Source organism: Pseudomonas sp. GG8 (assembly GCF_052976945.1).
The window spans coordinates 1185157-1202191 of sequence record NZ_JBRIIP010000001.1 but is presented as its reverse complement, the minus strand read 5'-3'; the positions used below and the strand labels follow the sequence as shown (position 1 = coordinate 1202191).

Annotated in this window: 18 protein-coding genes; 10 read left to right on the top strand and 8 right to left on the bottom strand. The window is 55.7% G+C overall.

Features of this window, described 5'->3' with window-relative positions; all coding sequences use genetic code 11:
- The first annotated feature begins 249 nt into the window (after nucleotides 1-249).
- The gene (locus ACVBEG_RS05830; protein WP_322180418.1) at nucleotides 250-705 is read left to right on the top strand and encodes an acetyltransferase; all 456 of its coding nucleotides are present in this window, start codon (nucleotides 250-252) and stop codon (nucleotides 703-705) included.
- Between the two features lie 28 nt (nucleotides 706-733).
- Here ACVBEG_RS05830 and ACVBEG_RS05825 read toward each other — a convergent pair whose 3' ends face one another.
- Nucleotides 734-1729 carry an alpha/beta fold hydrolase gene (locus ACVBEG_RS05825; RefSeq protein ID WP_322180420.1) on the bottom strand — a complete coding sequence of 332 codons (996 nt, stop codon included), beginning with the start codon at nucleotides 1727-1729 and terminating at the stop codon, nucleotides 734-736.
- Between the two features lie 194 nt (nucleotides 1730-1923).
- On the opposite strand from ACVBEG_RS05825, the gene ACVBEG_RS05820 reads away from it, so the two are divergent.
- From ACVBEG_RS05820 to tsaA, 3 genes are all read left to right on the top strand, one after another.
- Nucleotides 1924-2634, top strand: a complete 711-nt coding sequence (locus tag ACVBEG_RS05820) for an rRNA pseudouridine synthase (RefSeq protein ID WP_447107440.1) — start codon at nucleotides 1924-1926, stop codon at nucleotides 2632-2634.
- A gap of 77 nt (nucleotides 2635-2711) precedes the next feature.
- Nucleotides 2712-3176, top strand: a complete 465-nt coding sequence (locus tag ACVBEG_RS05815; RefSeq protein WP_219061277.1) for a YehS family protein — start codon at nucleotides 2712-2714, stop codon at nucleotides 3174-3176.
- A gap of 53 nt (nucleotides 3177-3229) precedes the next feature.
- Nucleotides 3230-3928, top strand: a complete 699-nt coding sequence (tsaA, locus tag ACVBEG_RS05810) for a tRNA (N6-threonylcarbamoyladenosine(37)-N6)-methyltransferase TrmO (RefSeq protein ID WP_322215312.1) — start codon at nucleotides 3230-3232, stop codon at nucleotides 3926-3928.
- Between the two features lie 74 nt (nucleotides 3929-4002).
- Here the strand turns inward: tsaA and fpr are convergent, their stop codons facing one another.
- The gene (gene fpr / locus ACVBEG_RS05805) at nucleotides 4003-4782 is read right to left on the bottom strand and encodes a ferredoxin-NADP reductase (RefSeq protein ID WP_219061275.1); all 780 of its coding nucleotides are present in this window, start codon (nucleotides 4780-4782) and stop codon (nucleotides 4003-4005) included.
- A 121-nt stretch (nucleotides 4783-4903) separates the two neighbouring features.
- Here fpr and ACVBEG_RS05800 point away from each other — a divergent pair, with 121 nt between their 5' ends.
- Complete coding sequence (locus tag ACVBEG_RS05800) at nucleotides 4904-5830, top strand: LysR family transcriptional regulator (protein WP_322180426.1); 927 nt, start codon at nucleotides 4904-4906, stop codon at nucleotides 5828-5830.
- A gap of 23 nt (nucleotides 5831-5853) precedes the next feature.
- On the opposite strand, the gene ACVBEG_RS05795 is transcribed toward ACVBEG_RS05800, so the two are convergent.
- Together ACVBEG_RS05795 and erdR are read right to left on the bottom strand one after the other, a co-directional pair.
- Nucleotides 5854-6219, bottom strand: a complete 366-nt coding sequence (locus ACVBEG_RS05795) for a diacylglycerol kinase (protein ID WP_322180428.1) — start codon at nucleotides 6217-6219, stop codon at nucleotides 5854-5856.
- A gap of 84 nt (nucleotides 6220-6303) precedes the next feature.
- Nucleotides 6304-6951 (bottom strand): response regulator transcription factor ErdR, encoded by a 648-nt coding sequence (gene erdR / locus ACVBEG_RS05790; RefSeq protein WP_219061272.1) that lies wholly within the window; start codon nucleotides 6949-6951, stop codon nucleotides 6304-6306.
- A 223-nt stretch (nucleotides 6952-7174) separates the two neighbouring features.
- Between erdR and ACVBEG_RS05785 the strand changes: the two genes are divergently transcribed.
- Nucleotides 7175-8071, top strand: a complete 897-nt coding sequence (locus ACVBEG_RS05785) for a DMT family transporter (RefSeq protein WP_322215310.1) — start codon at nucleotides 7175-7177, stop codon at nucleotides 8069-8071.
- Here the strand turns inward: ACVBEG_RS05785 and ACVBEG_RS05780 are convergent.
- Nucleotides 8066-8776 carry a tRNA-uridine aminocarboxypropyltransferase gene (locus ACVBEG_RS05780; RefSeq protein ID WP_322180433.1) on the bottom strand — a complete coding sequence of 237 codons (711 nt, stop codon included), beginning with the start codon at nucleotides 8774-8776 and terminating at the stop codon, nucleotides 8066-8068. The two genes, ACVBEG_RS05785 and ACVBEG_RS05780, sit on opposite strands and share 6 nt — an antisense overlap.
- Nucleotides 8777-9030: 254 nt before the next feature.
- On the opposite strand from ACVBEG_RS05780, the gene ACVBEG_RS05775 reads away from it, so the two are divergent.
- Together ACVBEG_RS05775 and ACVBEG_RS05770 are read left to right on the top strand one after the other, a co-directional pair.
- Nucleotides 9031-9441 carry a quorum-sensing-regulated virulence factor family protein gene (locus ACVBEG_RS05775; protein WP_322180435.1) on the top strand — a complete coding sequence of 137 codons (411 nt, stop codon included), beginning with the start codon at nucleotides 9031-9033 and terminating at the stop codon, nucleotides 9439-9441.
- Between the two features lie 300 nt (nucleotides 9442-9741).
- The gene (locus ACVBEG_RS05770; protein WP_322180437.1) at nucleotides 9742-10860 is read left to right on the top strand and encodes an LOG family protein; all 1119 of its coding nucleotides are present in this window, start codon (nucleotides 9742-9744) and stop codon (nucleotides 10858-10860) included.
- A 42-nt stretch (nucleotides 10861-10902) separates the two neighbouring features.
- On the opposite strand, the gene recX is transcribed toward ACVBEG_RS05770, so the two are convergent.
- From recX to ACVBEG_RS05755, 3 genes are all read right to left on the bottom strand, one after another.
- Nucleotides 10903-11370 carry a recombination regulator RecX gene (recX, locus tag ACVBEG_RS05765; protein WP_322180439.1) on the bottom strand — a complete coding sequence of 156 codons (468 nt, stop codon included), beginning with the start codon at nucleotides 11368-11370 and terminating at the stop codon, nucleotides 10903-10905.
- 8 nt (nucleotides 11371-11378) lie between these two features.
- A complete protein-coding gene (gene recA, locus ACVBEG_RS05760; protein ID WP_322180441.1) occupies nucleotides 11379-12470 on the bottom strand; it encodes a recombinase RecA in 1092 nt (363 codons plus the stop codon).
- Nucleotides 12471-12555: 85 nt separating this feature from the next.
- Nucleotides 12556-13056, bottom strand: a complete 501-nt coding sequence (locus ACVBEG_RS05755; protein ID WP_322180443.1) for a CinA family protein — start codon at nucleotides 13054-13056, stop codon at nucleotides 12556-12558.
- A 501-nt stretch (nucleotides 13057-13557) separates the two neighbouring features.
- On the opposite strand from ACVBEG_RS05755, the gene mutS reads away from it, so the two are divergent.
- Together mutS and fdxA are read left to right on the top strand one after the other, a co-directional pair.
- Nucleotides 13558-16125, top strand: coding sequence for a DNA mismatch repair protein MutS (gene mutS, locus ACVBEG_RS05750; protein ID WP_447108443.1), 2568 nt, complete (start codon nucleotides 13558-13560; stop codon nucleotides 16123-16125).
- 237 nt (nucleotides 16126-16362) lie between these two features.
- Nucleotides 16363-16686: a ferredoxin FdxA gene (fdxA, locus tag ACVBEG_RS05745; protein ID WP_322180445.1), complete on the top strand. Its 324-nt coding sequence runs from the start codon at nucleotides 16363-16365 to the stop codon at nucleotides 16684-16686.
- The last annotated feature ends 349 nt before the right edge of the window (nucleotides 16687-17035 follow it).

Sequence of the window (17035 nt, the reverse complement as noted above, 5' to 3'; positions counted from 1 at the left end):
CAGCGAATGCCAGTCACACTGCAAGGAACACGTAAGACTCTTCCCGATATCGAGTGGGCTTGATCCGACACCGTCGAAACCTGTCAGGAAAACGTGGCAGACTCGACAATCAGAGCCCCTACAAAAAATCACCAACGAGCTGTTTTTTTTCTATTAGATTTAATCAACACAAGATCACACTTCAAAAAAATCGACATTAAAAAGCTGCCGAGTCACGGACCGACACTTTTGTCTAAGGAGACAGGTTGTATGCGCAGTCATTCGGTCATTCATACGCCACGACAAAGTGATTACCCGGAACTCGCCCGTATCTGGGAAGACTCGGTACGGGCCACCCATGATTTCCTGCCCAGCTCTTATATCTCGATGCTCAAGAGCATGGTGCTCAATCAGTATCTGGATGCGGTGATGCTGATTTGCAGCAAAGACACTCGGCAACGAATCACCGGTTTCGCCGGAATTGCCGCGGGCAAGGTCGAAATGCTGTTCATCGATCCTGAGCACCGCGGCCAAGGACTGGGCAAGTTGCTGCTCGCTCATGCTATTGAGCACTTCCACGCCGATCAACTGGACGTCAACGAGCAAAACCTTCAAGCGCTGGGGTTCTACCTCAAGCAGGGGTTTGAGGTAATCGGTCGTTCGGAGGTGGATGGCATGGGTCAGCCTTACCCGTTACTGCACATGCGACTGAGCAGGCCCCATTGAATGAAGCCTGCGCTGCATGCCCTGACGATCAGTCAAGCAAACTGTCAATCAGGGCCTTGTTGAAGTGCTCTGGGTCCTGGATTTGTGGCGCATGCCCCAGCGTGTCGAACTCAAACAGCGTTGCATGAGGAATGCGCTTGGCCACGGCCTTGCCTAGTTCGGGATAGTTACCCAATGTCTTGCGCAATGCTTCGGGGGCCAGGTCTTTGGCGATGGCGGTGTTGTCCTTTTGCCCGATCATTAACAGGGTGGGCATTTTCAGGCGTTCGAACGCGTAGAACACCGGCTGATTGAAAATCATCTCGTAGGTCTGTGCCGAGGCGCGGACCACCTCGTCACGCCCCTTGCCGTTGTACATGCCCGCTTGCATATCGACCCAATGATCGAACTCCGGGCGCCATTGGTTGGCGTAATAAGTCGCCTGCTGGTATTTGCGGATGCTGTCGGCATTGGTTTTCAAGTCGCGCGCATACCATTGCTCGAACGTGAGAGCAGGCACGCCTTTGGCTTTCCAGTCCTCAAGACCGATGGGGTTGACCAAGACCAGTTGGTCGACCTGTTGCGGGTACATCAATGCAAAACGGGTAGCCAACATACCGCCCATGGAATGCCCGAGCACAATGACGTGGTCTATGCCCAGATGGGTGAGCAGCGCGTTGGTGTTCTGCGCCAATTGCTCGAACGTATAGCGGTAATGTTCAGGTTTACTCGACCGACAGAAACCGATCTGATCAGGCGCAACTACCCGGTACCCCGCGTCGCTCAACGGTTTGATTGTCCCTCCCCAGGTCGCGCCACAAAAATTCTTGCCGTGCAGCAGCACAACGGTGCGCCCATTGGACGTATGGGACGGTTTGATGTCCATGTAGCCCATCTGTATCTGTTCACCCTGAGACTCAAAAGCAAAATTCTGTGCTGGATAGGGATACTCGAAACCTTGCAATTGCGGGCCGTAGGACGGCGTTTCAGCAGCGAACAACGGCAAGCTGACGCTCATTATCAATGCGGCAAGCCATTTGGACATAAACCAGACTCCAGGGAACACGCTTTAGCCAATCAGGACCAGGCGTCACCCGCGATGGGTTCCTGGATGGCCTTTCGCTAACGAAAAAGCACAGAACGACCACCTATCTTGAAGGCATTTTCAATGTGGCCGCGATTAACACTGCGTGCGCGGGTACAATAGCCGTCTTTCCCCTTAAGTAACGGCTCTTTGTCATGACAGACCCCATTCGCCTTTCCAAACGCCTTGTCGAGCTGGTCGGCTGCTCCCGCCGGGAGGCTGAACTGTTTATCGAAGGCGGTTGGGTCACGGTTGACGGTGAAGTCATTGAAGAGCCGCAGTTCAAAGTCGATAACCAGAAAATCGAGCTCGACCCCGAGGCAAAAGCAACTGCGCCGGAATCAGTGACCATTCTCTTGCATCAGCCGGCGAACTTAGACGCCGAAAGCGCGCTGCAACTGATCACCCCCGGCACCTTGTCCGAAGAGCATCGGTACGGTAAGCGCCCCCTCAAAGGGCACTTCATGCGCCTGTCGCCCATTTCGACCCTGCAAGCCAACGCCAGCGGGTTGATGGTCTTCAGCCAGAACTGGAAAATACTGCGCAAGTTGACCGACGATCGCAGCAAGATCGAACAGGAATACGTAGTCGAGATCGAAGGGACCATGGCAGCCCATGGTCTCAATCGCCTCAACCACGGCCTGACTTACAAGGGCAAGGAACTGCCGGCAGTAAAAGCCAGCTGGCAGAACGAAAACCGCCTGCGCTTCGCCATGAAGAACCCCCAGCCCGGCGTCATTGCCCAACTGTGTGAAAGCGTCGGCCTCAAGGTCGTGTCCCTTCGACGCATCCGCATCGGCGGTGTGTCCATGGGCAAGCTGCCAGAAGGCCAATGGCGTTACCTGTCCGGCAAGGAAAAATTCTAAGCCGGCGCGCCCCACATTTCAGCGTCGCACAGGCTTCCCGTGCGACGTTCACATCAGACTTATCAGGACCGTAAACAATGATGAACAACGACGTACTGCGTAGCGTTCGCTACATGCTCGATATCAGCGATGGCAAAGTCGTGGATATCATCAAGCTGGGTGGCCTGGACGTGTCCAAGGACGACGTGATCGCCTTCATGAAAAAGGACGAGGAAGAAGAAGGCTATCTGAATTGCAGCGATGAAGTCATGGCGCATTTTCTCGATGGCCTGGTGATCTTCAAGCGCGGCAAGGACGACAGCCGCGCCCCGCAAAAAATCGAAGTGCCGGTGACCAACAACACCGTGCTGAAAAAACTGCGGGTTGCTTTCGAACTCAAGGAAGACGACATGCACGCCATTCTCAAGGCGGCCGAGTTTCCGGTGTCCAAGCCTGAGCTGAGCGCGCTGTTCCGCAAGTTCGGCCACAGCAACTACCGGACCTGCGGCGACCAGCTGCTGCGCAACTTCCTCAAGGGCCTGACGCTACGCATTCGCGCCTGAGTCCCCTGCTTCAAAACGGATGACCCGACGGACCTCGACCCAAGATCATGACCATGACTTACAACGTCTCCCCCGTCGGCTTCATGCGCTCCTGCTTCAAGGAAAAATTCGCCATCCCCCGGCAGCCTCAACTGGCTCCCGCTGCGCGTGGCGTCCTGGAGTTGGTGGCACCCTTCGACCATGCCGACGCCGTGCAAGGGCTTGAGCAGGTCAGCCATATCTGGCTACTTTTTCTTTTCCATCAGACTCTGGAAGAAAAGCCGCGCCTGAAGGTTCGCCCGCCGCGCCTCGGAGGCAACCAGACCATGGGCGTGTTCGCGACGCGTGCGACTCATCGCCCTAACGGCATTGGTCAGTCGGTGGTGAAGCTGGAGAAGGTAGAGCCTGGGCGCCTTTGGGTCTCGGGCATCGACTTGCTGGACGGCACTCCGGTGCTGGACATCAAACCGTATGTGCCCTACGCCGATAGCGTCGAGGGCGCCACAAACACCATTGCCAGTGCCGCGCCGAAGTTGATTCCAGTGCAATGGGAAGGCAGCGCGTTGCTTCAGGCCCGTGAACACGCGCAACGTCTGAATGAGCCATTGGTCGAGCTGATTGAGCAATGTCTGGCGCAGGATCCACGCCCGGCTTACCAGGTACCGACACCAGAGCGCCGCTACGGCACACAGCTCTGGGATCTTGATGTGCGCTGGCATTACCCGCAAAACGGGCTGATACGCGTGCTTGAGGTCGTGCCTGCGACACAGTGAAGCAACATGCCGCAAAAGAAAAAACCCGCTCGGCCATTGACTGCCGAAGCGGGTTTTTTCTGAATCGGCTGACCTTACTTCTCGACGAAGGCGCGCTCGATCAGGTAATCGCCAGGCTCACGCATGCGCGGGGACACCTTCAAGCCAAAGCTGTTGAGAACTTCACTGGTCTCATCGAGCATGCTCGGGCTGCCACACAGCATTGCACGATCATCCTCAGGGTTGATCGGCGGCAGACCGATGTCCCTGAACAGCTTGCCGCTGCGCATCAGGTCGGTCAGGCGGCCCTGATTCTCGAACGGCTCACGCGTCACGGTTGGGTAATAAATCAGCTTTTCACGCAATGCTTCACCAAAAAACTCATTCTGCGGCAAGTGCTCAGTGATGAACTCGTGGTAGGCAACCTCGTTCACGTAACGTACGCCGTGGCAGAGAATGACCTTCTCGAAGCGCTCATACGTTTCCGGGTCCTGAATGACGCTCATGAACGGCGCCAGCCCCGTTCCTGTGCTGAGCAGATACAGGTGCTTGCCCGGCTTGAGATCGTCCAGCACCAGAGTGCCGGTCGGTTTCTTGCTGATGATGATCTCGTCGCCTTCCTTCAAATGCTGCAACTGCGACGTCAGGGGACCATCAGGCACCTTGATGCTGAAGAATTCGAGATGCTCTTCCCAGTTCGGGCTGGCGATCGAGTAAGCGCGCATGAGCGGGCGCCCGTTCGGCTGCTGAAGACCGATCATGACGAACTGACCGTTCTCGAAGCGCAAACCTGGATCACGGGTGCACTTGAAACTAAAGAGGGTGTCGTTCCAGTGATGGACGCTCAGGACACGCTCGTGATTCATGTTGCTCATGTACGGGGGCTCCGGAAAATTTCGCTCGCGCTGACTCTGAGCGCTATTGCGCGTCATTCTAGTGGCAAGCACAATATCTGTTAAATGAATTATTAAGATATGGGTTATCGGTTATATAGATATGCGATTTACTCTGCGTCAACTTCAAGTCTTCGTCGCCGTCGCTCAGCAGGAAAGCGTCTCGCGCGCTGCCGGGCTTTTGTCACTCTCGCAATCAGCGGCCAGCACCTCTATCACTGAGCTGGAGCGTCAATCCAGCTGCCAATTATTTGATCGCGCCGGCAAACGCTTGAGCCTGAACGCAACGGGCCGCCAGCTACTGCCACAAGCGGTAGCGCTGCTGGATCAGGCCAAGGAGATCGAGGACCTGTTCAATGGCAAATCCGGCTTCGGTTCATTGGCAGTCGGCGCCACGCTCACCATTGGCAATTATTTGGCCACGCTCTTGATCGGCAGTTTCATGCAGCGCCATCCCGAGAGCCAAGTGAAGCTGAGCGTGCAAAACACAGCGAATATTGTGCAGCAGGTTGCCCATTACGAAATTGATCTAGGTCTGATCGAGGGTGATTGTACCCATCCCGACATCGAAGTTCAGACGTGGGTCGAAGACGAACTGGTGGTTTTCTGCGCCCCGCAGCACCCTCTGGCTAAACGCGGACACGCCACCCTGGAGGAACTGACCCAGGAAGCCTGGATCCTCAGGGAGCAAGGTTCAGGCACCCGCCTGACTTTCGATCAAGCCATGCGCCACCACCGCAACGCCCTGAATGTGCGTTTAGAGCTGGAACACACCGAAGCTATCAAGCGAGCAGTCGAGTCTGGTTTGGGTATTGGCTGTATTTCTCGTCTGGCACTGCGCGATGCCATCCGCCGCGGTAGCCTAGTGGCGGTGGAAACCCCGGAGCTGGACCTGTCGCGGCAGTTCTATTTCATCTGGCACAAGCAGAAGTACCAGACCTCTGCCATGCGCGAATTTCTCGACCTGTGTCGCGCATTCACCGCAGGGGTTCAGCGTAGCGACGAAATAGTGCTGCCGAGTATTGCCTGAGCCATCCAGCTATCCGCGAACCATCAACCCAGCAGAATCACACCCCACACCAGGCCGATCATACCCAACGCAATGAATTGCGCCGCGCTGCCCATGTCCTTGGCGTTTTTCGACAATGGGTGCAAATCCAGCGAAATCCGGTCAATGGCCGCCTCAACAGCGGAGTTGAGCAACTCAACAATCAGCGCCAGCAGGCATACGGCAATCAGAACCGCACGCTCACCCCGACTGACATTGAACATGAAGGCCAGAGGTATCAGGATCACGTTGAGGAGCACCAACTGACGAAATGCAGCTTCACCTGTGTAGGCGGCACGCAAACCATCAAACGAATAGCCGGTAGCGTTGAAGATACGTTTCAGGCCTGTTTGGCCTTTAAAGGGCGACATAGATGGGTAACTGCGTAAAAAAGACAAGGAAGGCTAATTTAACAAAAGTCAAAAAAGCGTGAGCATCCGGGCCGAATACAGCATTTAGTTGGCCGGAATTGATTCCATTTGCTGCAAGAGCAAAGCAGCCTGTGTGCGAGTGCGAACATTGAGTTTGCGAAAAATCGCCGTGACATGAGCCTTGATCGTGGCTTCCGAAACACTGAGTTCGTAGGCGATCTGCTTGTTCAGCAACCCCTCGCAGACCATGGTCAATACCCGGAACTGCTGGGGAGTGAGACTCGCCAGACCTGCACTGGCAGCCTTGGCTTCAGCCGAAACGCTGATGGCTTCATTGACTTGCGGCGGCCACCAGACATCGCCATCAAGCACCGTACGTACGGCCTGCTGAATGGTCTCAAGAGAACTGGACTTGGGAATAAAGCCACTGGCGCCAAACTCGCGCGAGCGAACCACGATGGATGCCTCTTCTTGCGCCGACACCATCACCACCGGGATTTGCGGGTACTGTCCGCGCAACAGGACCAGGCCAGAAAATCCGTAAGCGCCAGGCATGTTCAAGTCCAGCAACACCAAGTCCCAATCTGCCTTATCGGTCAGACAGCTTTCAAGCTCGGCAATGCTTTCGGCTTCAACTAACTTAGCCTCAGGACCCAACCCCAGACTCAAGGCCTGACGCAGTGCACTGCGAAACAAAGGGTGGTCATCAGCAATCAGGATTTCGTATGTCATTTATCAATGATCCTGTTTAGGTGAGCACTAATGGATTCAGCGCTCACGAAGGCATCCATCGATGCCAGCAAACTCACGGTACCAACACGGTACGTTCAACGCCAAGACTTACAAAAACCAGCGTTCAAGCGTTATTTCGGTGACAAGGATGACGAGCGAAGTCGGGGTGGTCAAGTTCAACGCTTTACGGCAAAGTCTGCACCCTCCCAACTAGAGCGTCATCATGCGAAAACAAGCCCTGCGGGCCGACCTGTTAATGCTGATCACCGCAATGATCTGGGGCTCCGGCTTTGTCGCGCAAACTTCAGGCATGGACCATATTGGGCCATATCTCTATACAGGCCTGCGCTTCGCCCTTGGCTCGTTATGCTTGTTGCCCCTGCTGCTCCTCCGTCGCTCCGGCGCTGCAAAGCCCGAGCCTCTAATGACGCGCGGCCTACTGCTCGGTGGCATTGTGATGGGGCTGGCATTGTGCACAGGCATCAACCTGCAACAAGTCGGCCTACTGTTTACCAGCGTGACCAACGCCGGATTCATCACCGGTCTTTATGTCATTGTAGTTCCGCTCCTGGGCCTGCTGCTGGGCCACAAGACCGGAACAGGCACCTGGCTTGGCGCAGGGCTGGCAGTGGCGGGCATGTTCCTGCTCAGTGTCGGGGACAATTTCCACGTCGCCTCAGGTGATTGGTTGCAATTGATCGGGGCCTTTGTCTGGGGCGGACATGTAATCCTGGTCGGCGTTTTTGCCAGCCGCCACGACGCGATCCGCCTCGCGTTCCTGCAATTTCTGACCTGCTCGGTCATCAGCCTGATCCTGGCGCTGATTTTCGAAGACATACAGTTGCAGTCGATCATCGCCGCCGGCCCTGCCCTGCTGTACGGCGGTGTGGTTGCCGTGGGGATCGGTTATACCCTGCAAGTCGTTGCACAAAAAGATGCTATCGCCTCCCATGCGGCGATTATTCTTTCCCTCGAAGCCGTCTTTGCCGCCATTGCTGGTGCGCTACTGCTGGGAGAGTCGCTGCACCCGAAGGGCTACCTCGGTTGCGCGCTGATGCTTGCGGGTATGCTGCTAGCACAGTTGTGGCCAAAAAAACCTGAGCCGGTAATGGCCCTATAAAAAAGCCTTGAGATGAGTATGCGACGCATCGTCGAGGTCGACCGGAAGCTGATGTTTGGCTGCCAGATAGTGTGCGGTGAAGACATCCAGATACGCGTCCAGCACGCCACCGGCGGTGTTGTCCTCGGCCAGTTCAAGGCACAGCGCCGCCACTTCAGCGGTGCAAAAATGATCATCACGCTTTGAGCGACGCAGTCGATAGCGGGAAATCTGTTCCGGCTCCAGGCTGAGCACAGGAAAATGATCCAGATACGGGCTCTTGCGAAACATCTTGCGTGCCTCGCTCCAGGTTGCGTCCAGCAGAATAAAAAGCGGGCGCTTGCCTTCTTCTAGCTTCACCTCGGTGACCACACGTTCGCTGGCGACAAACTCGCCGGGGAACACGATATAGGGTTGCCACTGTGGATCATTGAGCAATGCCGGTAATTCGGCATCGACTTCAGTCCGCGACCAACCGTACGCATGAGTTTCTTCGATGACATCGGCAATCAACCAGCCCGTATTGGTCGGTTTCAGCGGCTCGACGTCATACATCAACAGACACATGGCTGATTTGGCCGCCACCTTCGGACGCCAGGCGCACAGGCAATAGCTGAAAATCACCCGGCACCCCGGGCAACGCTCAGCCCTTGAGCCTCGAGCAGTAAAAGGCTTGATACTACGCGCCAGGCGTTGGGCTCGCAGCCGGGAAACGGCATGACTCATTGCGGATGACGCCGACAAATACAAAGTATCGACACAGCAGGATCTCGGCAGATAGAAAGTCGAAGCAGTTTATCAGAGGCCGATGTCGCGCCCTTTGTTTCCTTGCCCTTTGTTTACTTTATACTGCACGACCATTCGAGCCTGCCCAGGCAAACACGCTCTGCGTGTGATCGGTTTTGTCGTTACCGACCCCGGCAGTGAACGCACTTTCAAGTCGCTGGTCCAACGGCCAGTCACTGAATCAGGAGAGTTTCATGCTGCGCCTTATCGTCCCCTCCCTCTCGCTTTTGCTGGCAGTACCGTTCTGCGCCGAAGCGGCCTCCAAGCAGGATTTCGAACTGAGCAAAATGCTGGAAAAAGTTGCTATGGAAAGCAGCGTCGGCACACCGCGGGCGATCAATGAAGACATTCTGGATCAGGGTTACACGGTTGAAGGAAAGGTCTTGATCAATCACCTTAGCGTGCGCGAAAGCCACGCCATGAAGATGCGCAGCAACCCGGACGCAGTTCGCAGCCAATTGGGCGACAGCGTTTGCCACAACACCGGTTACCGTCAACTCATGGCCAAGGGCGCACTGCTCAAGTATGAGTTCACCGAATACAAAACCAACCGCCCGGTTGCGACCCAGGCTTTCAAAGCCGCTGATTGCGCGGTGAAGAAATAGTATCGGTAAAAAATTTCATACGGCGACAAGCAGGGTCTATACATTTAAAAGGCTTTTAAATTTTCAGGGCAAAAAGGGGGTTGCCCGTACTGTTACGTAGTACCCATGTTTTTCTTTTAACCCAAGGACATAAGCAGAATCAGTATGGATCACTCGGTAACGATATCCGTGCGAAACTGGCGCTCCAAAGCCAGCTGTAATGCTCGGGCAAATGTCTGGGCAGCCAGCGACACACGATGTGTCGCGGTCGTGTCGATCATGTCGGCACGATCAGTGGTTCTGCAGAAGGAGAAAGTCTGAATGCCTTATGAACCGAATGATTTTTTGTCTCGACACTTCCAGAGCAATGGTTTCGACCTCACCAGCAAGGTTGAAGAACATATCGGCCTGGTTGCTCCCAACAGCCCCAATCTACCGCTCTACCGCGACATGATGTTGACTGTTCTGCGCATGGCGCAGGACGACCGCAATCGCTGGAACGCCAAGATAACCCTGCAAGCATTGCGTGAACTTGAGCACGCCTTCCGGATACTGGAACAATTCAAGAGCCGTCGTAAAGTCACCGTGTTCGGCTCGGCTCGTACACCTGTAGAACATCCGCTGTATGCCTTGGCACGGGAAGTAGGCGCCGCCTTGGCGCGCTCCGACCTGATGGTGATTACTGGTGCCGGTGGCGGCATTATGGCCGCAGCACACGAAGGAGCGGGGCTCGACCATAGCCTGGGCTTCAATATCACCCTGCCTTTCGAGCAGCATGCAAATCCCACCGTTGAAGGCACTGACAACCTGCTGCCTTTCCACTTCTTCTTTATCCGCAAATTGTTCTTCGTTAAAGAAGCGAATGGACTGGTGCTATGCCCTGGCGGTTTCGGCACGCTGGATGAAGCGCTGGAAGTCTTGACGCTGATTCAGACTGGCAAAAGCCCACTTGTGCCTGTCGTTTTACTCGACACACCCGGTGGCAGCTTCTGGCAAGAGGCGCTTAATTTCATCAGCCATCAACTGGAGGCCAATCATTACATTTTGCCAAGCGACATGAAGTTGCTGCGACTGGTTTACAGCGCGGAAGAAGCGGTCGATGAAATCAACCAGTTCTACAACAACTTCCATTCCACCCGGTGGCTGAAAAGTCTGTTTGTGATTCGGATGAATCACCCGCTCAACCAGCAGTCACTCGACTACATACAAGAGGCGTTTGCCGACTTGCGGCTGAGTGACACCTTCCATCAGCATATGTACATGGGTGAAGAGCACGACGAACCGCAGTTCAGCCACCTTGTGCGACTGGTGTTTAACTTTAATGGAAGAAACCAGGGTCGCCTGCGCGAACTGGTCGATTACATCAACAAACCGGAAAGCTGGGCCAAAACCCCTCCTCAGCAACAAACCCGTGTACGTGAACCGCTAAAGGTCACGTAAGGGGTCCTGCCCCGGGCAAGCTCAGCGGCTTGTCCACTTCGCTCAGTCATCCGCACCCCGGCCGCTCAACAAGCGGCCGATCATGTCCAGCGGATAACCCCGATAGCTAAGGAAACGTCCCTGCTTCGCACGCTCGCGAGCGTCCACCGGTAGCTTCCCGGCAAACTTGCGTCGCCAGGTTTCTTCCAGCTGAGCCTGCCAGTCGAAGCCACTCTCGCGTAATGCCTGCTCTATATCTGCTCGTGGCAAGCCACGCTGCCCAAGCTCTTCACGGATGCGCAAAGGCCCTTGACCCGAGCGAGCACGGTAAGAAACGAAGCTTTCGAGGTATCTCGACTCGGACAACAACCCTTCTTCCGTAAGCCGGTCAAGGGCAGGTTCGATCAATTCAGGAGGGGCGCCGCGCTGACGCAACTTGCGCGCCAGCTCGACTCGACCGTGCTCGCGACGTGCGAGCAGGTCCATTGCAGTACGCCTTACGGCGACAGGCGTATCAAGCACCGCTGTCATAGGCTGTATCAGATATCGACGTCGGTTTCGGCCAGATCAGCAGCAGCCATTTTGGCACCTTTAACAGGTAATGCCTTGGTGTCGGCGGCAGGCGATGCCTTGGTATCGGCAGTCGGAGTCAGCAGCTTTTCACGAATCAGCTTCTCGAGGTTCGCACCAATTTCCGGATTATCCGCCAGGAACTTGGCCGAGTTGGCTTTGCCCTGACCAATCTTGCTGCCCTGATAGCTGTACCAGGCACCGGATTTCTCTACAAAACCGTGAAGTACAGCCAGATCAATGATCTCGCCGTTCAGGTAAATACCCTTGCCGTAGAGAATCTGGAACTCAGCCTGACGAAACGGCGGAGCCACTTTGTTCTTGACGACTTTGACGCGGGTTTCGCTGCCTACAACTTCATCACCTTCTTTCACCGCGCCAGTACGGCGGATGTCCAGACGGACCGAAGCATAGAACTTGAGCGCATTACCGCCTGTGGTGGTTTCAGGGCTACCGAACATCACACCAATCTTCATACGGATCTGGTTGATGAAGATGACCAGGCAGTTGGCGTTCTTGATGTTACCGGTGATTTTACGCAACGCCTGTGACATCAGACGGGCCTGAAGGCCTACGTGCATGTCACCCATTTCGCCTTCGATTTCAGCTTTCGGAACCAGGGCTGCTACGGAGTCGATCACAATAACGTCGACGGCGTTGGAGCGCACCAGCATGTCGGTGATTTCCAGCGCTTGCTCACCGGTATCGGGTTGCGACACCAGCAGGTCGTCAACATTGACGCCAAGCTTGCCTGCGTATTCTGGATCGAGCGCGTGCTCAGCATCGACGAATGCACAGGTAGCACCCAGCTTTTGGGCTTGAGCGATAACCGAAAGCGTCAGCGTGGTTTTACCCGAGGACTCCGGACCGTAGATTTCAACGATTCGGCCTCGTGGCAAGCCACCGATACCGAGGGCGATATCCAACCCGAGTGAGCCGGTAGAAATAGAAGGAATCGCCTGGCGGTCATGATCCCCCATGCGCATAACGGCACCTTTGCCGAATTGACGCTCGATCTGACCCAAGGCCGCAGCCAAGGCTTTCTTCTTGTTCTCGTCCATTGAAGTCCTCACGTAATCAATAAGGCCTGACGGCCACAACACCTGTATAAGTAGACAGTATTATTCCACAGGGTGGAGCGCTCGCCTACCCCCGTTTTAGTATTTCTCCAGCCGCGAGCTGTATCAGCCCCTCTAGCGCGGCCTTTACCGTTTGTCGGCGGACCTGATCACGGTCACCGTCAAACTGTCTGCGCTCGGAAACGAGCTGCTGTCCCGCGCCCCATGCAAGCCATACCGTCCCTACCGGCTTGTCCGCCGAGCCACCATCAGGCCCGGCAACGCCACTGACCGCGACAGCAAACTGTGCCCCGCTTTTTTCCTGTGCGCCCGACACCATGGCCTCGACCACTTCGCGGCTGACCGCTCCCACCGAACCGAACAGTTCGGCTGGCACGTTCAACTGACGGGTCTTTTGCGCGTTCGAATAGGTGACATAACCGGCCTCGAACCAGGTAGAGCTGCCGGGTATACGGGTAATCGCCTCGGCAATCCCTCCCCCCGTGCAGGATTCAGCGGTGGTTACTTGCGCCTTCAACGATTGCAGATGCTTGCCGAGTACAGCCGCAAGCTGGGTAATATCATCCACGACCTTCTCCGATTTTCAGCACGTCAGACGAGACACCGTACACGAGCTTTTTATACGTGCAAGGACAGAAGCATTCGACCACTCCGCCCCTTGGATCACGCGCGATTGAATGGCTACCGACCTCTCTTGACCGGTTTTTTAACGGTTTCAATCATTGTTTCTCTGGGGCGCTTTTTTGCCTCGTCGACAGAGATGAAGCGACCATTGACTGCATCTCGACCACGTTTATTCGACATAAGAACATCCTTGTTCCTGCTGTTCTCTGGAATGAAACAGCTTGAATGCAAGCGTAGCCATCTCTGCGCAATAGCCCATCGCAAAGTCGTAACCAGGCTTTTCGCCAGGCTCCACTCTGCGAGGCAAGATCGTGCGTGTTAACCTTGCGCCCATTGTAAAAACAGACGGGCACAGGACTTCATCCACGTCGATGAGCTCCGCAAGGCGCCCGACATCTGGCCCACACTTTTGACGAATTCGCCTAAAAAACCGATGAATAAAGCATTGACTGACCTGTCTTCCCACACCCCGATGATGCAGCAATATTGGCGGTTGAAAAATCAACACCCTGATCAGTTGATGTTCTATCGCATGGGCGACTTTTACGAAATTTTCTACGAAGACGCCAAAAAAGCCTCCAAGCTGCTGGATATCACGTTGACTGCGCGCGGCCAGTCGGCGGGACAGGCGATCCCTATGTGTGGGATTCCTTACCATGCGGCCGAAGGCTATCTCGCGAAGCTGGTGAAGCTCGGCGAGTCGGTAGTGATCTGCGAACAGGTCGGCGATCCCGCGACCAGTAAAGGCCCGGTGGACCGTCAGGTCGTGCGAATCATTACACCCGGCACGGTCAGCGACGAAGCGCTACTCGACGAACGCAGGGACAACCTGATTGCTGCGGTATTGGGCGATGAACGCCTGTTTGGCCTCGCTGTTCTGGACATCACCAGTGGCAATTTCAGTGTTCTTGAAATCAAGGGCTGGGAAAACCTGCTGGCGGAGCTGGAGCGCATCAATCCAGTCGAGCTGATGATCCCCGATGATTGGCCACAGGGCTTGCCCGCCGAGAAGCGACGAGGGACCCGGCGTCGTGCGCCGTGGGACTTCGAGCGCGATTCGGCGTTTAAAAGCCTGTGCCAGCAATTTTCTACCCAGGACCTCAAAGGCTTTGGTTGCGAGAACCTGACACTGGCTATCGGAGCCGCAGGTTGTTTGCTCGGTTATGCCAAAGAAACCCAGCGCACCGCTCTCCCGCATTTGCGCAGCCTGCGCCATGAACGTCTGGATGATACGGTCGTACTCGATGGCGCCAGTCGACGCAACCTGGAGCTGGACACCAATCTGGCAGGCGGACGCGAAAACACTCTGCAATCGGTCATGGACCGCTGCCAGACCGCCATGGGCAGTCGCCTGCTGACACGCTGGCTGAATCGCCCGTTACGTGACTTGAGCGTGCTGCAAGCCCGACAAAGCTCGATCACATGCCTGCTCGAACGTTACCGCTTTGAACACCTGCAGCCGCAGTTGAAGGAAATTGGCGATATCGAGCGGATTCTCGCCCGGATTGGCCTGCGCAACGCACGCCCGCGTGATCTGGCCCGCCTGCGCGACGCCCTGGCGGCATTGCCCGAGCTACAACGAGCAATGACTGATTTGGAAGCACCGCACCTCCAGCAACTGGCGCTGACGACCAGCACCTACCCGGAATTAGCGGACCTGCTGCAAAGAGCTGTCATCGACAACCCGCCTGCAGTCATTCGTGATGGCGGCGTGTTGAAAACCGGCTACAACGCCGAGCTCGACGACCTGCAATCGCTCAGCGAAAACGCCGGACAGTTTCTGATTGATCTGGAAGCCCGAGAAAAAGCCCGCACGGGGCTGGCCAACCTCAAGGTCGGCTACAACCGGATTCACGGCTACTTTATCGAGCTGCCAAGCAAGCAAGCCGAGCAGGCGCCCGCCGACTATATCCGACGCCAGACGCTCAAAGGCGCCGAGCGCTTCATCACCCCTGAGTTGAAGGCGTTCGAAGACAAGGCGCTGTCAGCCAAGAGCCGCGCACTGGCTCGCGAAAAGATGCTCTACGAAGCGTTGCTCGAAGACCTGATCGGTCATTTGGCGCCCTTGCAAGACACGGCTGCGGCATTGGCTGAACTGGACGTACTGAGCAACCTGGCTGAGCGCGCGCTGAACCTTGACCTGAACTGCCCACGCTTCGTCGATGAGCCGTGCATGCGCATCGAACAAGGCCGGCACCCGGTTGTCGAGCAAGTGTTGACCAGTCCATTCGTCGCCAACGATCTGGCGCTTGATGACAACACTCGAATGCTGGTGATCACCGGACCGAACATGGGCGGTAAGTCGACATACATGCGCCAGACCGCCCTGATCGTTTTGCTGGCTCACATCGGCAGCTTCGTACCTGCAGCCAGTTGCGAGCTGTCGTTGGTGGATCGGATCTTTACCCGGATCGGTTCCAGCGACGACCTGGCAGGCGGCCGTTCTACCTTTATGGTGGAAATGAGCGAAACCGCGAACATTCTGCATAACGCGACCGACCGCAGCCTGGTATTGATGGATGAAGTCGGCCGAGGCACCAGCACATTCGACGGATTATCACTGGCGTGGGCTGCGGCAGAATGTCTCGCCCAGTTACGCGCCTATACGCTGTTCGCCACCCACTATTTCGAGCTGACTGTACTCCCGGAAAGCGAGCCGCTGGTTGCAAACGTGCATCTGAACGCCACGGAGCACAATGAACGAATCGTCTTCCTGCATCGTGTCTTGCCCGGACCTGCCAGCCAAAGCTATGGCCTGGCAGTCGCCCAGCTGGCGGGGGTTCCAGCCAAGGTCATACTGCGCGCAAAGGAACACTTGCAGCGTCTGGAAACAACGAGCCTGCCCCATGAGGCGCCCCGATCAGTCCCTGGCAAACCATCGACCCCACAGCAAAGCGATATGTTCGCCAGCCTTCCGCACCCGGTACTCGAAGAGTTGTCAAAAACCAAAGTAGACGACCTGACACCGCGCCAGGCGCTAGAGTTATTGTATGTCTTGCAGACGCGCATCTAACGGCAATCGCTGCAAGCTGTTAGAATCCCGCGCGGCTTGGGATGCTGTGGGTTTTTAGCCTGACTCCGCAGATTATCCGAGCCGCGTGAAAGCGAACGAACAACGGTAAGGCAAGGCGCGATGCCGTATAAGCGCCTTGCCACTGAATGTATTGGTTTCACACGGCCTGGGAAGTTCCCGAACTTAGCAGCCCTGCTGGAAGGGCTCAGCTACCGCCGCCTGAGGAGATAATTAGAAATGACCTTCGTCGTCACCGACAACTGCATCAAGTGCAAGTACACCGACTGCGTAGAAGTGTGTCCGGTGGACTGCTTCTACGAAGGCCCGAATTTCCTGGTGATTCACCCGGATGAGTGCATCGATTGTGCGCTTTGCGAGCCTGAGTGCCCGGCACAGGCAATCTTCTCGGAAGATGAAGTGCCTGAGGATATGCAGGTATTTATCCAGTTGAACGTAGAGTTAGCGGAAATCTGGCCGAATATCACCGAGAAGAAAGAAGGCCTGCCCGATGCTGAAGAGTGGGATGGCGTCAAAGACAAGCTCAAAGATCTAGAGCGCTAAGTCGTATTGCTCTTACAAAAGGCCCCTTCGGGGCCTTTTGTATTTTAAGTCTTTAAACAGGGTCCGCCCAACGGGCCCTGCTGCGCCGGCAGTTTTCCGCAGGCAAAAAAAAGGGCGGTATGACCCGCCCATATTGTCCTTAATCCCTGTAATCCCTTTCATCATCCTGATGAATCGCATCCTGCGATGTCCTTGACTGTCATCCTTAACGGCCTGTGTCTATCCCTGGACACAGTTCTTATCTTAGTGATTTCACCGCCAGGAGCAACCGTTAAAAGTTTTCAAAAAGAGTCCTGGCCGACCAGTCATTAAAATTAAATATCATTTAAAATCAACAAACTACACAAAT